Raw genomic sequence first — 15840 nt, forward strand, 5'->3', positions numbered from 1 at the left:
GCGCTCAATAGGCGGCGCCGTCGGCCGAAAACCTTTGCGCATAGGCGCCGCCCCTGGAATCCCTGGCTTCGATGCGCACGGGCTGGCCGTTGGCGACATAGCTGAAGCGGAAGGTCGGGTCTTCACTGAGGGAAATGCCGTTCTCCAGCGAAAACAGCAGCGCCTCGCCCTGGCTGACCCGCACCTGCGTCACATACCAGGCCGGCGTGTACATGCGGGTGATCTGGTCCATCTGCATGCCGGAATAATTGGGATGGCGGATCATCGCCTGCGCTTGCGCCATGCCTTGCGCGGCGAAAGAGCGAAAGCGCATTTTTCCCACATTGGCCCCGGCCTCGTCGGGGTCTTTCGAGGCCGGCGCCGAACAGCCGCCCGCCGCCTTTACATAGGCCTTCGCCATGTGCAGGGCGCCGCTCTCGGTCTCGGCGACGACGCGCACGAAGGAATAGGAATTGACCCGCAGGCGCAGCGCGAAATCGAAGGCGGCGTCATCAACGGGGCCGCGTCTGAAAACGGTCGCCAGCGGCGCGGGGTTCTCGTCCACGATCACCGTCGCCGCCACCACGCGGTCGCCCTTTTCGCGCGGCGGGAATTTCAGCTCGACAGGCACAAGCGCGGCGTCTTCCGCGCGCGGCGGCGCGTCCAGCGTCACATAGCCCGGCGCCTCGTCGATCGGCTTGTCGGCGAAGAACATGGCTTTGAGTCCCGTCCACGTCTCCTCGCTCTCGGCGGCGTGCGCGGAACATGCGAACGAAGCGACGGGCAGAAGCAGGGCGCAGTGCAGCAACAGGCGGCGGTTCGGCATGGCGGCGTCCTCAGCTTCCGTAGGGCTGAACAATTTCCGTCGGCAGATCGGCCTCGCGCCAGCCCTCGATCCCCTCGGAGAACCACTGGACGGCGCTATAGCCGTAGCTTTGCGCGCGACGCGCCGCATTCCACGACATCCAGCAGTCACGCTTGCAGAAGATCACGATTTTGCGCGAAAAATCGCCGGCGGTGAGCGCGGACAGGGCTTGGCGAAAATAGGTCTCGGTCCGCGCCGAAACTTCGCCGCGCCCGACATCCGGCAGCCAGATCGCGCCCTTGATGCTGACATGCGGCTTGTCGACAAAGACCGTGGCGGGCGAGAGGCCCTCCGGGCGCGGCGCGTGCGGCAGAACGTCGAGGAACAGGGCTTGGCCGGCGTCCCACAGCGCCCTGGCCTGGGCGACATCCAAAGCCGGTTGGCCGTTCAGGGTGGCGGGAACGGGGGATTGGTAATCGTCGAGCCGATAGGATGGCGGCTCGGCCGGCGCGGCGCCGACCGCGAGCGTGAGGCCAAGCAGAAAGCCCATTGCGAGGCGGCCGCTCATTCCGCCCCCTCCCCGCGCTGCGAACTCGCCCCGATTGGGGCCGCCTCGATTGGAACCAGCGGCGCGCCGTAATCGCGCAGCACGGCCTCGAAATCTTTTTTGCGCGCGCGGATGACATCGTTGAGGCGGTGCTTCCACTCCAGTTCGTTGCGGCGCAGGCCGAAGCCGATCCGATAGGCCAGCGCCGGCCGCTGGTCGGCGTGCAGCGGCGCGACCGCCAGCGGAACCGCCGCCTTTTTGGCGAAATAGCCGCCAATCGGCCCCCAGATCGCCAGCGCGTCAATGGCGCCGGTCTCGACATCGTGGATGGCCTCCTCGGCGGGCGAGGCGAAGCGGCGGTCCACCAGCAGGGCGTAGGTTTTGGCCTTATCGAGCAGGCCGAGGCGCAGCAGGTGGTCTGTCGGCGGCGTCGCCGCGATCACCCCCAGTTTGACGCCCGCCAGACGCGGATCGTCGAGGGTTTCAACATTTTCCAGCCCGGATCCGGCGCGCGACACCAGCGCATAGGTCGAGGCGTAATAGGGGTTGGAATGATCGACCACGTCCGAGCCGACGGCATAGCCGACGATCACGTCGCACATGCCCTCGCCGAGCGTGGCGCGCACAAAACCCGGCCCTTGCGGCATCCAGAAATAGCGCAGCGGCAGTTTCAACTCGTCCGCGACGATTTCGGCGATGCGGTTCTCGAACCCCGCCTTGGCCTTGTCGGAATAGGGCAGGTTTGACGGGTCGGCGCAGACGCGCAGGCGGTCGCGCGAGACGAGGTCGGGCCGCGTTTGCGCCAGCGCGGCGCCGGCTGCGGTCAGGACGACAACGAGGCCGAGGGCGCCGCGCAAAAAGCCCATGGCCGTCAGCTCGGCGCGCCCATGCAGGCGTTTTCGGCATCCTCCCACGCCTTCGGTTTGGGATCGTGGCCGGGCGGACGGGCGCGGCCCACCGCGTCGTCGGAGCGCGCTTTCAGATAGGTGTAGATGTCGTCGATGAAGCACATCACGTTCTTGTCGAGGCCGAGCGTCGGCATCACCTTGTCCTGGCCGTTTTCCAGGTTCTTCCTGCCATTGGCGACGGTGGAGAGAAAATCGCCGTAGGACAGCGTCTTCAGCGAATTGACGAGCGCCGGCGCATAGGAGGAGCCCATGCCGTCGGGGCCGTGGCAGCGCATGCATTCGGCGCTGTAGCGCTGGAAACCGGAATAAGTGTACCAATCGACCTTGCCGTTGGAATCGACCTTGTAAATCGGCTCGCCTTCGGCGTCGAAATACTTGCCGTCCTGGCTGGAGACGGCCGCGCGCGGCTCGGCCTGGGCGGGCGCGACGGCCTGGGCGGGCGCGACGACTTGGGCGGCGGTCACGGCCAGCGCGGCCATCATCAGCACGGCGAAACGGTTTGTTCCGGCGCGGCGGGTCTCTTTGACGAAATCGGTCACGACGCTCATTCCAATCGGTTTTGGGCGCGATCCTCTGTTCGCCCGCGCTGCCGGGCGTTCAAGAAAACTGGCGCCGGGAAGACGGACGCAATGTCTGGGAATGAAAATGCCGGGCGGACGGGTCGCCCGCCCGGCAATCAGGGGCTATCCTACGATCACTCGGGGAGAGCGAAGACCGTCAGGGCGCCGCCAAGCGCGGTGTAATTGCTGAGCGCCGCATAGCCGCCGACCGCGCCAAGGCCGGCGTGGGGATCGGCGAGGCCAGCCGCGAGGCCGATGCCGGCCCAGCCGCCGACGCCGGAGAGCACGGCCACATATTGCCGGCCCTTGTGCTGGTAGGTCATGACGTTGCCGATAATGCCCGACGGGGTCTTGTACTTGTAGAGCAGCTTGCCCGTCTTGGCGTCCACGGCCTTGAGATAGCCTTCCAGCGTGCCGTAGAACACAATGTTGCCGGCGGTGGCGAGCGCGCCCGACCAGACCGAGAACTGTTCCGGATCGGACCAGACGATCTTGCCCTTGGTGGCGTCCCAGGCGATGAAATTGCCCATATTGGCGTCGCCGGGGGCCGGATACATCGCGAGCGTCGCGCCGACATAGGGCTGTCCCGGCGTGTAGCTGACGCGGAACGGCTCGTAATCCATGCAGACATGGTTGGTTGGCACGTAGAACAGGCCGGTCTTGGGCGAGAAGGCCGCGGGCTGCTCGTCCTTGGAGCCGAGCGCCGCCGGGCAGATGCCCTGCGAGTTCTCGTCCTCGCCATTATGCTCGGTGGAATATTTGGCGACCACCAGCGGACGGCCATAGGTCGGGCTGGCCTTGTCCATATCGACCTTGCTGGCCCAGTTCACCGCCGGATCGTATTTCTCGGCGACCAGCAACTCGCCACTGACGCGGTCGAGCGTGTAGCCGAAGCCGTTGCGGTCGAAATGCACCAGCAGCTTGCGCTGCTTGCCGTCGATCTTCTGCTCGACCAGCGGCATTTCGTTGACGCCGTCGTAATCCCACTCGTCATGCGGGGTCATCTGATAGATCCATTTGGCCATGCCGGTGTCGGGATCGCGCGCCCAGATCGACATCGACCATTTGTTGTCGCCCGGCCGCTGCTTGGGGTTCCAGGTCGAGGGATTGCCGGAGCCGTAATAAACCAGATTCAGCTCGGGATCGTAGGAATACCAGCCCCAGGTGCAGCCGCCGCCGGTCTTCCACTGGTCGCCCTGCCAGGTTTTCAGCGACGAATCCTTGCCGATTGGCTTGCCGAGCGCGGTGGTCTTTTCCGGATCGACCATGATCTGATCGTCCGGGCCTTCGGAATAGGCGCGCCAGACCTTCTTGCCGGTCTTCAGGTCATAGGCGGTGATGTGGCATTGCACGCCGAACTCGCCGCCGGAAATGCCGACCAGCAGCTTGTCCTTGACCGGAAGCACCGTCGCGGTGTTGGTTTCGCCCTTCTTGGGGTCGCCGTTGACCGCGCTCCATTCGACCTTGCCGCTCTTGGCGTCGAGCGCGACCACCGTCGTGTCGGCCTGGTGCAGGAAGATCTTGCCATCGGCATAGGCGAGACCCCGGTTGACCGTGTCGCAGCACATCACCGGCACGACGTTGGGATCCTGCTTGGGCTCGTATTTCCAGATGATCTTGCCGTCATTGTTGAGGTCGAGGGCATAGACGATGTTGGGGAACGGCGTGTGGACATACATCACGTCGCCGACGACCAGCGGCGCGCCTTCGTGGCCGCGCAGCACGCCGGTGGAAAAGCTCCAGGCCGGCGCCAGCTTGCCGACATTGGCGTCATTGATCTGGTCGAGCTTCGAATAGCGCTGGTTGTCGTAACCGCCGGCCTGCATGACCCATTGCTTGGGGTCCTGCGTCCCCTTCATGACCGATTCGTTGGCGAAGGCCACGGTGTTGAGCGCGAGAGCGCTGACGGATAGAACAGATGCGAACAGGCTCTTCATGGGTTTCCTCCAATGCCATAGCCCGTCGTCAGACGGGCGTCCGGACGCCCTACGGCCGACCGCGAACGGCGACATTGCCGCCGGGGGTTGGTCATTGTTTGATTTTGCTAAGCCGCCGCCAGCAGAGACTCGCGCTATGCAAAGTCTCGACTTGCTTGGGCACGGTCATTATTTTTATGACTTGGAAAAGCTAATCTCTGCGCGGGGCGCCGGCAACAAGGCAAGGCCGCGTCGATCTTTAGATTTGACTTAGAAGCGCCCGCCCATGGCCTGAAAATTCTGTTGCGGCGCCATAATCATTCCCACTCCTGCTCGTGATAGGCGGTGGTGGCGTTGCGGGCGTTGAAATCGTCGAACAGCCGCCATTTCGGACGCTCGGACGCGGCGGCCGTCGTGGCGGTCTGGCTCAGGGTCTCCCCCCTGCGCAGGGCGTCGCCGACATCGCCGCGCAGGCGCCGCAGATAGGACTCCTCTGCGTCAGCGGCCTGAGGCCACGCCATCGCGGCCGGTCCATGTCCGGGAACCACGATTCGGGCGGGGCGTTGCCGCAGCTTCGTCACATTGGCGAGCCAGCCGGTCAGTTTGCCGTCCAGGGCGGGAATGTGACCGGAAAAAAGCAGATCGCCCAAATAGATGGCGCCGCTTGCCTCGTCCGTGACCGTCAGATCGGCGTTGGTATGGCCGGAGGGCCAGCTTTCGAGCTTCAGCTTGCGTCCGCCCAGGTCCAGCTCCCTTTCCCCCTCGACCAGCACGGTCGGCGCGACGATTTGCGTTCCCGCGAAATTGGCCTCCCCGACCAGCTCGCGGGCGGCGCGCAGATAGGCGTCGCCGTGGGTCGCGAAAACGTCGGGGAGGGCGCGATGGCCGACAAAGATCGGGTTCTGGTCGAGAAAAGCGGCGGCGCCGAGGGTGTGATCGGGATGGCCATGCGTAAAAATGACATAAAGCACGGGCAGACCGGTCGTGGCTCGAATGGCCGCGAGCAGGCGCTTGCCGACCGTCACGCTTCCGCCTGTATCGATGATCGCGACGCCGTCGCGGCCGACGATGAAGCCGGAATTGCTGATCTGGCCCGCGTTTTGCTGACTTGAGAGTGCAATGACGCCCGGCAGGACGTAGTCTCCCGGCGCGATTTCGACAGCAGCGGACGGCGGCGCCTCTCCCGTTCCGGCGAAAGCCGGCGGAAAAGCATCAAGCCTCGGGATAACAAAAGCTGCGAGACTGACAAAGAGGAATGCCCGCATCACGCGCCGCGCCGCGCCGATCATCGGCGCGCGCGGCCGGGGAACGCCTGGAAGCCTGGACTCAGGCGACGTCGTCGTCTCGCGCAAAGGAACATCCCATGTCCGCATTCACCGCCATCATCCTTGTATGTCAGCTCTCGACGCCGCCGCAGGCCTGCGACGAAACCCACGCGGTCGATGTCATCTCGACCCAGGTGGAAAACCAGTTCGCCTGCCTGCACGGCGGGCAGGACGTCATGGCGCGCGGCGCGTTGCGCGAGGGCATCGGCGAAACGCTCTATATCAAGACGATGTGCCGCAAAAACGCGCAAGCCGCGTCCTTGTTGCAAAGGTGAGCCGCGGCGCTGATTGCAAAAGTAAGCCGCATCTCGGGAGAGAGGCAAACGTTTCCGCGCTAGAGCGGGCCGTGCTTTTCTGAAATTGCTCTTATTGAACCCGCCCGTCGTTGCGCTGGCGCGGGGCGGCGACTTTAATGGAGGCATTCACTCCCTCCAGTAAAGGTCGTTCCCATGAAAACGCGCGCGGCGGTCGCATGGAAAGCCGAAGCACCCCTGTCCATCGAAACGATCGATCTCGAAGGCCCCAGGGCCGGGGAGGCGCTGGTCGAAATCATGGCCACGGGGGTCTGCCACACCGACGCCTACACTTTGTCCGGCCTCGATTCGGAAGGAAAATTCCCGGCCATTCTCGGCCATGAGGGCGCGGGAATCGTGCGCGAGATCGGCGCCGGCGTGACCTCGCTCAAGCCCGGCGACCATGTCATTCCGCTGTACACGCCGGAATGTCGCGCCTGCAAAAGCTGCCTGTCGCAGCGCACCAATCTTTGCACCGCCATCCGCTCGACCCAGGGCCAGGGTTTGATGCCCGACGGAACCAGCCGGTTCTCCTGCGACTCCGGCCATATGCCGGTGTTTCACTATATGGGCTGCTCGACCTTCTCCAATTTCACCGTGCTGCCGGAGATCGCGCTCGCCAAGGTGCGCGAGGACGCGCCGTTCGACAAGATTTGCTACATCGGCTGCGGCGTCACCACCGGCCTTGGCGCGGTGGTTTACACCGGCAAAGTCTGGCCGGGCGCCAATGTCGTGGTGTTCGGCCTCGGCGGCATCGGGTTGAACGTCATTCAGGGCGCGCGCATGGTCGGCGCCGACAAGATCGTCGGCGTCGATCTCAACCCGAACAAAGTGGCCATGGCGAAAAAATTCGGCATGACCCATTTCATCAACCCCGACGATGTCGGCCGCGACAAGGTGGTGGAAGCCATCGTGGACGTCACCGGCGGCGGCGCGGATTTTTCCTTCGAGTGCATCGGCAATGTCCACACCATGCGGCAATCGCTGGAATGCTGCCATCGCGGCTGGGGCACCTCTGTTATCATCGGCGTCGCGCCTTCGGGCGCGGAAATCTCGACGCGCCCGTTCCAGCTCGTCACCGGCCGCAACTGGCGGGGATCGGCGTTCGGCGGCGCGAGGGGCCGCACCGATGTGCCCAAAATCGTGGACTGGTACATGGAGGGCAAGATCAACATCGACGACCTCATCACCCACACCATGCCGCTGGACAAAATCAACGACGCCTTTGACCTGATGCACAAGGGCGAATCGATCCGGTCGGTGGTGATTTACTGATTTTCTGAAAGCGGAGTCCCCGATTCTCCCCGGGATCCGCCCGCTCGGCCGCGCTGTTTTCGGCGCGGCCGTTTTTGTTTCGCGCATGATCTTTTCCGAAAACCGGGACCACTTTTCGGGATCATGCGCGCGCGCTGTTTTTGGCGCGGCCGTTTTTGTTTCGCGCATGATCTTTTCCGAAAACCGGAACCACTTTTCGGGATCATGCGCGCGCTGTTTCTGGCGCGGCCGTTTTTACTTGCCCAAGGGTTGCACGAAAAACGCCGGCAGGCTTTTCTCCTCGCGGATCGCCGCGATCATCCGGTCGGACGCGTCGAGCGCCTCGGCGATGGTCACGTCCATGTCGAGATAGCGGTAGGAGCCGAGACGCCCGACAAAACTCACGCCCGGCGTCGCCTCCGCGCGTAAAACATATTTGCGCAGCATCGCCTCTTCACTGGTCTGGCGGATTGGGTAATAGGGAATGTCATCAGGCCCGCACAGGCGGCTGAACTCGCGATAGAGCACCGAACCCTCAAACTGGTCGCGCTCCCAGGGCGCGAAATGCTTGTGCTCGGTGATGCGCGTGAACGGCACATCCTCGTCGCAATAATTCAGGACCGCCGTGCCCTGGAAATCGCCCTTGTGGCTGAAACGCTCGAAATCCAGCGTGCGATAGCCGAGCCGACCGTATTCATGATGGAAATAGCGGTCGATTGGCCCGCTGTAGATGACATGGGCGAAGGGTTCGTCGAGATCCTCGAATCGGGCGCCAAGCCGCAACTCCACGCCTTCGGTATCGAGAATCGCCTTGACCACTTCGGTATAGCCGGCTCGCGGCATGGCCTGATACGGATGCGCGAAATAGCTGTCGTCGTAGGAGAAGCGCACCGGCAGCCGTTTTAAAATGGAGGCCGGCAGTTCGGTTGGTTCGACGCCCCATTGTTTTCGCGTGTAGCCGCGAAAAAAGGCGCGATAGAGGTCCGGGCCGATCAGGCTCAGCGCCTGTTCCTCGAAATTTTGCGGCTCGGCTATTTCTTGCGCCTGCGCGGCGATGAAGGCGCGAGCCTGCGCGGGGCTCATCACCTTGTTGAAGAACTGGTTGATCGTCAGCAGGTTGACCGGCAGGGAAAAGACGCGCCCGCCGGCCACCGCCTGGACCCGATGGTTGTAATCCACCCAGTCGCCGAATTTTTGCACATAGTCCCAAACCCGCTCATTGCCGGTGTGGAAAATATGCGGCCCGTAGACATGGACCATCACGCCGGTTCCGGCGTCGCGCTCGGAGGCGCAATTGCCGCCCATTGTGGCGCGCTCGTCGATGACGAGAACTTTTTGGCCGGCTTCGGCCAAGGCCCGGCCAATCACCGCGCCGGAAAATCCGGCGCCGACAATGCAATATCTCACGTCCCTGCCCTCGCGGCGCTGCGCCATGCGGCGTCAATAGGCGGGCGGTGGGAAAATGGCAATTTGCGAAGCTTTGCTTTATGACGCGGCGAAGCGCGTGAGGCGCGACGCGCTGGAGTTCTGGGCATGCGCATTCTCTTCGTCAACTGGGCTGTTGTCCCGGTTTTCGCCTATGGCGGCACCGAACGGGTGATCTGGGATCTCGCGCTCGAATTGCACCGACTCGGCCATACCATCGCCTTTCTCACCCCGCCCGGCTCGACCTGCGAATTCGGGGAGGTTCTGACCTTCGACACCGAGCAGGATCTGCTGCCGCAAATACCGGCGGGCTATGACATCACCCATTTCCAGTTCCAGCCGAAATTCGACCTCGACCGCGATTTCGGCCGGCCCTATCTGATGACCGAGCACGGCAATTACAACAAGAACCCAACCCGGCCGCTCAACTGCAATTTCGTCTCCGCCGACCATGCGCGCCGCCACCACTCCGAATGCTTCGTTCTGAACGGCCTGAACTGGGACGCCTACGGCCCGGTGGATTTCGCGGCGTCGCGTGAAAATTTTCATTTCCTCGGCAAGGCCGAATGGCGCGCCAAGAACGTCAAGGGCGCGATCGACGTGGCCAGGAAGGCCGGCGTGGACATCGACATTCTCGGCGGCGACCGCTTCAATTTTCGGCGCGGCTTTCGCCTGACTTTTACGCGGCGCGCGCATTTCCACGGCATGGTCGGCGGCGCGGCAAAATTCGCCGCGCTCAACGCCTCGCGCGGTCTGATCTTTCCGATGCGCTGGCACGAGCCGTTCGGCCTCGCGGTGATCGAAAGCCTGTATTTCGGCTGCCCGGTGTTTTCGACGCCCTATGGCGCCCTCCCGGAGCTGGTGGGCAGCGAATTCGGTTTTTTGAGCGATTCGTGCGGCGAACTCGCCCGCGCCGTGCGGGATCTGCGCTTCGACCGCAAAAAGCTGCACGATTACGCGCGCGAGACTTACAATTCCGGGACAATGGCCCAGGGCTACCTGCGGCTTTACGAAACGATCATCGGCGGCGAGACGCTGCACGAAAAACCGCCGGTCTGGCCGAGGCTGTCGAAGAAGCTGCTGCCGTGGAAACGGTGACGCGATAATCCAACAGCCGCAACAGGATCATTGCATCGATAAAAAGCCCCGGAAGCTTGCGCTTCCGGGGCCTTGAAAATCATTCCTTATTCAAGACTTTCGGCACCGCGTTCGGCCTGAGCCGGAAGGCGTCGGGCATGCCGGAGCCGAGCAGCGGCCGCACATACATGCGGAAGGCGTCGGTCACGTCATTGCCGGCGGCGTTGAGGAATTCATCCTCCATCACCCTGGTCTTGCCCGCCACGTCCTGGAGCGCTTGCAGGTCGTAATCGACCGAGTAGAAGCCGGTGCGCTTGATCGCCACCGAGCCGCTGCTGTCGCCCCAGAAGGCATATTGCACGGCCTTCTCGCCGACCTCGCGCGCCTCGCGCTGGTCCACGTCCGAAACGCAGCCGATGAACGAGCGTTGCAGATAGCCGAGCGTGTCGCCGCGCACGCGCTTGATGCCGAGCTTGTTCTTCACTTCCTCGCACAAAAGGTCGGCCAGCGCTCCGGTGCCGGAAAGCTGCACGTTGCCATGGGCGTCGTGCTCGACATGGTTGGCCAATTTGGTGATGATCGGCGCGCCGGATTCGTCGTGAATGCCTTCCGACACCGCCACCACGCAGCGGCCGAGCCGTTCATAGGTCGCCTTCACATCGGCCAGGAATTTATCGACTTTGAAAACCCGCTCCGGCACATAGATCAGGTGCGGGCCGTCGTCGGGGAATTTCTTGCCGAGCGCGGAAGCGGCGGTGAGGAAGCCGGCATGGCGGCCCATCACCACGGCGATATAGACGCCGGGCAGCGCGGCATTGTCGAGATTGACGCCGGCGAAGGATTGGGCGACGAAGCGCGCCGCCGAGGGAAAGCCGGGCGTGTGGTCGTTGCCGACGAGGTCGTTGTCGATGGTTTTGGGGATGTGCATGCAGCGCAGCGGATAATTGGCCTTGATCGCCTCTTCCGCGACAATGCGCACGGTGTCGGAGGAATCATTGCCGCCGATGTAGAAAAAGGCGCCGATTTCATGCGCGCGCAAAACTTCAAAGATCTCGTGGCAATATTTGGCGTCGGGCTTGTCGCGGGTCGACCCCAGGCCGGACGACGGCGTGCGCGCCACCATTTCCAGATTGTGGCTGGTCTCTTGCGTCAGATCGAGCAGATCCTCGTTGACGATGCCGCGCACGCCGTGATGAGCGCCGTAAACGCGCGCCACCTGCGGGAATTTGCGCGCTTCGAGCACGACGCCCGCGAGCGACTGGTTGATGACCGCCGTGGGGCCGCCGCCCTGGGCGACGAGAATCTTGGTTGGCGTGGTCACGATTTCCTCCGCGCATGTTGAATGCGCCCTTCTAGCCCAGTTTTTCACGGAAAACAGCGGCCCCAGCGTCAATTTCGCATTTATGTTGAGGACCGCGCCGGGTTAACCTGAACCATGACCGACGCGCCCCTGTTCAGGTCCGGCGACACGCTCGACGGCTTTCATCTCGTCGAGCGATTGCACGCGGGCGGCATGTCGGAAATCTGGAAGGCGACGCGCGAGGACATGTCGCCGCCGGTCGCGCTCAAGGCGCCGCTGATGCGCGAGGGCGAGGAAGCCAGCGCCATCGTCGGTTTCGAGATGGAGCAGATGATCCTGCCGCTGCTCCGGGGTCCGCATGCGCCGAAATTCATCGCCGCCGGCGATTTCAGCCGCCAGCCCTATCTCGCCATGGAATATATCGAGGGGACGAGCCTGCTGCGCCGCGTCGATGTCCGGCCGCTGCCGCTCGACGAGGTTCTGGCCGTGGGACGCGGCGTCGCCCAGGCTCTCGCCAGCCTCCACGCCCAGAACGTGCTGCATCTCGACATCAAGCCGTCGAACGTGATCCGCCGCGCCGACGGGATTTACACCCTGATCGATTTCGGCCTGTCGCGGCACGACCATCTGCCGGACCTGCTCGCCGAGGAATTCCACGTTCCCCTGGGCACCTCGCCCTATCTCGCGCCCGAACAGGTCTTGCGGGATCGCAGCGATCCCCGCAGCGATATTTTCGCGCTGGGGGTGATGCTCTATTTCCTGCTCACCGGCGAGCGTCCCTTCGGGTTTCCGCAAAGCCGGGCCGCGCTGTTTCGCCGGCTGTGGCGCGATCCCGAACCGCCGCGGCGCTTGAGGCCGGATTGCCCGCCCTGGCTGCAGGAGGCGATTCTGCATTGCCTGGAGCCGGAGGCGGAAAATCGTTACGCCTCCGCCGCGCAACTGGCGCTGGACCTCGCCGCGCCCGAGGAGATTGCGCTCACCGCGCGCGCGGAAAAGGAGAGGGCCGATTCCTGGCTGACGGCGCGGCGCCGCTGGTGGACGCAAAAATTCGCGCCGACGCGTTATCCGCAAAATCTCGCGGCGCGGCGGGCGAGCGCGCCCATCGTGATGGCGGCGGTGGATTTTTCCGGCGGTCTCGCCGCCACCGATCTGCTGCGCGGGCACGCCACACGGTTGATGGCGGCGGCGCCGGAGGCGCGACTCGCCTGCGTCACGGTGATCCGCAAGCCGCAGGTGGGCGGCTACGAGCCCAGCGCCGGGCGCCATGCGCGCCGCCTCGTCGAGCTGCGCCGCTGGGCCGAAGGGCTGAACCTGCCGCAAGCGCGCGCCACCGCCCATGTGCTGGAGGCCGACAATCCGGCCGAGGCCCTGCTGGACTTCGCGCGCGAAAACCATGTCGATCACATCCTGCTGCTCGCCAGCGCGCCTTTGTCCCGGCGTCCGGGTCTGGGACCGATCGCCGAGCGCGTGGCGGCCCGGGCGCCCTGCGCCGTCACGCTGCTGCGCCCGCCGCCGCGCGGCGCGGGCTCCGAGGCGACCGAACCGGGGGAAGGGCTTGGAATATGACAGCGGGATGGAATTTGATTGAAGCCCGGCGGCGGCGGCATTACATGGGTGACGCGCCCGTTCCGGGCTTGAGGAGACTAGGGTTATGAACCGGCTGGATCGCCGCCCCCCGCCGAATGGCGCGGCGGAAGTGGATTATCTCGATGGCGAATATCGGGTGAAAAAGCCCGGCGCCTTCGTTCTCTGCGCCGCGACCGGCGCGCAGATCCCGCTGGAGCGGCTCACCTACTGGAATGTCGATCGCCAGGAGGCCTACGCCAGTCCCGACGCCAAGCTTTTAAGGCTGAAACAGCTCGGCGCGTTGAAGTAGGCGCCAGCAAGACTTTTCGGGCTTCGGCTCACCTAGAGTCTTTGTTTTCGCATGATCTTTTCCAAAAACCGGCGTCCACTTTCCGGGATCACGCTCTAAACCCGCGCGCCGGCTTACCCGCCGACGCGGCTGATCCCCTGTCTGGCGATGGACTGGTCGGAACTCAGCGACAGCGCGCGGCGGTAGTTTTCCGCCGCCAGCTTGCGGTCGCCCTTCTTCTCATAGGCGAAGCCGAGCAGCGCCCAGGCCTCCGCATTGCGGTTGTCGACATTGAGCGCGGCGTTGAAATCCTCGATCGCCTTGTCGGCCTTGCCCAGCGACAACTGGCTCTGACCGCGCGCCTGATACGGCGCGGCGGCGAAGGGATCGCGATCGATGGCGTTGTCGAAATCTTTGACCGCGCGATCGTTGTCGCCGTGCTTCTGGTAGATCAGCCCGCGCGCGTGGAAAGCCTGGGCGTTTTCGGGATTGAGACGGATGACCTGGTCGAGATCGCGCAAGGCGTCGTCCAACCGGCCCTGGGCGCGCAAAAGGTTGGCGCGGCCGAGATAAGCGGGGCCGTGGTTGGGATTGGATTCGATGGCGTGGGTGAAGTCGGACAGAGCCGCTTCATTGGCCCCGGTCTGGCGCTCGGCCAGCGCGCGGTTGGTGTAGGCGGCGGCGTGGCGCGGATCGAGCTTTATGGCCTGGCTGAAATCGCCGATGGCGCGGTCGTACTTGCCGATCTTGGCCAGGGCGACGCCGCGCGTGTTGTAGGCCTCGGGATCGGTGGGGTGATTCGCCACCACGGCGTCGAGCGAATCGATGTTCGCCGCGACCGCGTTTGGATCGGCCGAGGACATTTCCGCATAGCCGGGCGCGCGGGTCGAAACCCCGTTCATCGATTCGCAACCGGCCAGCGGCGCGGCCAGAACGGCGAGCGCGATCAGGGGAGAACGAAATCGGGCCATTGTGTGCAATCCGCGTAAAATTCCGCCAAGCGCGACGGCGACGCCGCCCCGCATAGTTTCACATTGAGGCGGAAAGGCGGCAAAGTGAAGGCAAATCCGGCGCCCCACATCCGGCGCCCTGAGTCAGGCGGCGCCGGCGAAAGCGAAAGCGCCCGCCGCCGGCGAGGGCGAGGGCGCGAACGCGGCGACGAACGAAGCTGGACTTAGCGCGCCACCACGGGCTTCGCCTTGATCGGCAGCAGGCCTTCGCGCTGCAACTTCTTGCGGGCGAGCTTGCGGGCGCGACGGACAGCCTCAGCCTGCTCGCGCGCGCGCTTCTCGGAGGGCTTCTCGTAATGGCCGCGCAGCTTCATCTCGCGAAAAATACCTTCGCGCTGCATCTTTTTCTTCAGCGCCTTGAGCGCTTGATCGACATTGTTGTCGCGAACCAGAACCTGCACGCCGTCATCCCGTAGAAAAGGGCTCCCTGCCATATGGCGCCGTCACGCCTCAAGCCAGTGAGCCAGATTGCATAAGATCAGTTGACGCTTGCGGAGCGCCGGGCCGTTGGGCGGATGCGATAACAGAAAGCCGCCGGCCTGTCCAGCGTCATTTCAGAGCCTTGCCGCCGGTTCGGGCCGGCTGCGGCGATCCCGTCCAAGCCGGAGCGGTCTAGCCCGAGCCGAGCGGCAGGGTCGCGGCGGCGGCGCAATCACAAAGCCGTCATGGCCGCGTCGCCAACGAAGCGCAACATCACCAGTTCCGTCTCGCCATAATCCCTGCGTTCCAGCAGGTCATAGCCCGCCGCCGGCTCGAACATGGCGGCGGTCGCCTCCTCCACCACCACCAGCGCGTCGGGCTTGAGCCAGTTTCCGCGCGCCAGCGCGCTCAGCGCCGGCTCGGCGAGACCGCGATCGTAGGGCGGATCGAGAAAGGCCAGGTCGTAGGCCGGCCCCGGCGGAGCCTCGCCGAGACGGCGCGCATCGCGGCGAAAAATTCGGGTGACGCCGCCAAGTCCCAAAGCCTCGACATTCTCGCGGATCAGGGCGCGCGCCTGGGCGCCGTCGTCCACCAGCAGCGCGAATTCGGCGCCGCGTGAAATCGCCTCCAGCCCGAGCGCGCCCGTTCCGGCGAACAGGTCGATCACCCGCGCGCCCGGAACGGGATCGCCATAGGAATGGGCGAGAATGTTGAACAGGGTTTCGCGGAGCCGGTCGGAAGTGGGACGTATCCCCTCGCCGCGCGGCCCTTGCAGCGCGCGGCCCTTGAACCGGCCGCCGACGATCCGCATCAGTATTTTCCGCGCGGCTTTCCGGGCGCCCCACCGGGCTTGCCGGGCGCGCCGCCAGGCTTTGGACCGCGACGAAACGTTTTGGCGGCTCCGGTTTCGCCACGGGGGCCGCCCCCGAAGGTCTTACCGCCGCCAGGGCCACGAGGCCCCCCAAACGATTTGCCGCCCTCGCCGCGCGGGCCGCCAAACGACTTGCCGCCCTCGCCGCGCGGACCGCCAAACGACTTGCCGCTCTCGCCACGCGGGCCGCCAAACGATTTGCCGCCCTCGCCGCGCGGACCCCCAAACGACTTGCCGCCCTCGCCGCGCGGACCCCCAAACGATTTGCCGCTCTCGCCGCGCGGACCCCCAAACG

General features: G+C 64.6%; 15 protein-coding genes and 1 pseudogene. 5 read left to right on the forward strand and 11 right to left on the reverse strand.

Annotated features, from left to right (window positions below):
- Positions 1-4 precede the first annotated feature (4 nt).
- From CCR94_RS07065 to CCR94_RS07090, 6 genes are all read right to left on the reverse strand, one after another.
- The gene (locus tag CCR94_RS07065) at positions 5-805 is read right to left on the reverse strand and encodes a quinoprotein dehydrogenase-associated SoxYZ-like carrier (protein WP_104507169.1); all 801 of its coding nucleotides are present in this window, start codon (positions 803-805) and stop codon (positions 5-7) included.
- Positions 806-815: 10 nt separating this feature from the next.
- On the reverse strand, positions 816-1352 hold the full coding sequence (locus tag CCR94_RS07070) for a PQQ-dependent catabolism-associated CXXCW motif protein (RefSeq protein WP_104507170.1): 537 nt from the start codon (positions 1350-1352) through the stop codon (positions 816-818).
- On the reverse strand, positions 1349-2197 hold the full coding sequence (locus tag CCR94_RS07075) for a quinoprotein dehydrogenase-associated putative ABC transporter substrate-binding protein (protein WP_104507171.1): 849 nt from the start codon (positions 2195-2197) through the stop codon (positions 1349-1351). The genes CCR94_RS07070 and CCR94_RS07075 overlap by 4 nt, the downstream gene beginning before the upstream one ends.
- Positions 2198-2202: 5 nt before the next feature.
- Positions 2203-2721, reverse strand: coding sequence for a c-type cytochrome, methanol metabolism-related (locus CCR94_RS07080; protein ID WP_246781365.1), 519 nt, complete (start codon positions 2719-2721; stop codon positions 2203-2205).
- Between the two features lie 212 nt (positions 2722-2933).
- Positions 2934-4736 (reverse strand): lanthanide-dependent methanol dehydrogenase XoxF5, encoded by a 1803-nt coding sequence (gene xoxF5, locus CCR94_RS07085; RefSeq protein WP_104507172.1) that lies wholly within the window; start codon positions 4734-4736, stop codon positions 2934-2936.
- 296 nt (positions 4737-5032) lie between these two features.
- Complete coding sequence (locus tag CCR94_RS07090; protein ID WP_158254656.1) at positions 5033-6067, reverse strand: quinoprotein relay system zinc metallohydrolase 2; 1035 nt, start codon at positions 6065-6067, stop codon at positions 5033-5035.
- An 11-nt stretch (positions 6068-6078) separates the two neighbouring features.
- Here CCR94_RS07090 and CCR94_RS07095 point away from each other — a divergent pair, with 11 nt between their 5' ends.
- Positions 6079-6315, forward strand: coding sequence for a hypothetical protein (locus CCR94_RS07095; protein ID WP_104507174.1), 237 nt, complete (start codon positions 6079-6081; stop codon positions 6313-6315).
- 174 nt (positions 6316-6489) lie between these two features.
- Positions 6490-7608 (forward strand): S-(hydroxymethyl)glutathione dehydrogenase/class III alcohol dehydrogenase, encoded by a 1119-nt coding sequence (locus tag CCR94_RS07100; protein ID WP_104507175.1) that lies wholly within the window; start codon positions 6490-6492, stop codon positions 7606-7608.
- 234 nt (positions 7609-7842) lie between these two features.
- On the opposite strand, the gene glf is transcribed toward CCR94_RS07100, so the two are convergent.
- Positions 7843-9021, reverse strand: a complete 1179-nt coding sequence (glf, locus tag CCR94_RS07105; RefSeq protein WP_184421434.1) for a UDP-galactopyranose mutase — start codon at positions 9019-9021, stop codon at positions 7843-7845.
- A 99-nt stretch (positions 9022-9120) separates the two neighbouring features.
- Here glf and CCR94_RS07110 point away from each other — a divergent pair, with 99 nt between their 5' ends.
- Positions 9121-10110: a glycosyltransferase gene (locus CCR94_RS07110; protein WP_104507176.1), complete on the forward strand. Its 990-nt coding sequence runs from the start codon at positions 9121-9123 to the stop codon at positions 10108-10110.
- A gap of 79 nt (positions 10111-10189) precedes the next feature.
- Here the strand turns inward: CCR94_RS07110 and CCR94_RS07115 are convergent, their stop codons facing one another.
- Positions 10190-11410: a 6-phosphofructokinase gene (locus CCR94_RS07115; RefSeq protein ID WP_104507177.1), complete on the reverse strand. Its 1221-nt coding sequence runs from the start codon at positions 11408-11410 to the stop codon at positions 10190-10192.
- Between the two features lie 114 nt (positions 11411-11524).
- On the opposite strand from CCR94_RS07115, the gene CCR94_RS07120 reads away from it, so the two are divergent.
- Positions 11525-12955, forward strand: a complete 1431-nt coding sequence (locus CCR94_RS07120; protein ID WP_104507178.1) for a bifunctional serine/threonine-protein kinase/universal stress protein — start codon at positions 11525-11527, stop codon at positions 12953-12955.
- 85 nt (positions 12956-13040) lie between these two features.
- Positions 13041-13265: a DUF2093 domain-containing protein gene (locus CCR94_RS07125; protein WP_104507179.1), complete on the forward strand. Its 225-nt coding sequence runs from the start codon at positions 13041-13043 to the stop codon at positions 13263-13265.
- 113 nt (positions 13266-13378) lie between these two features.
- Here the strand turns inward: CCR94_RS07125 and CCR94_RS07130 are convergent, their stop codons facing one another.
- From CCR94_RS07130 to rsmD, 3 genes and pseudogenes are all read right to left on the reverse strand, one after another.
- Positions 13379-14215, reverse strand: a complete 837-nt coding sequence (locus CCR94_RS07130; RefSeq protein ID WP_104507196.1) for a tetratricopeptide repeat protein — start codon at positions 14213-14215, stop codon at positions 13379-13381.
- 215 nt (positions 14216-14430) lie between these two features.
- Positions 14431-14655: pseudogene (gene rpsU, locus CCR94_RS07135) on the reverse strand (30S ribosomal protein S21); the annotation flags it as partial.
- Between the two features lie 251 nt (positions 14656-14906).
- On the reverse strand, positions 14907-15485 hold the full coding sequence (gene rsmD, locus CCR94_RS07140; RefSeq protein ID WP_104507181.1) for a 16S rRNA (guanine(966)-N(2))-methyltransferase RsmD: 579 nt from the start codon (positions 15483-15485) through the stop codon (positions 14907-14909).
- Between the last annotated feature and the right edge of the window lie 355 nt (positions 15486-15840).

It is taken from the genome of Rhodoblastus sphagnicola (assembly GCF_002937075.1).
Classification (GTDB): Bacteria; Pseudomonadota; Alphaproteobacteria; order Rhizobiales; family Beijerinckiaceae; genus Rhodoblastus; species Rhodoblastus sphagnicola.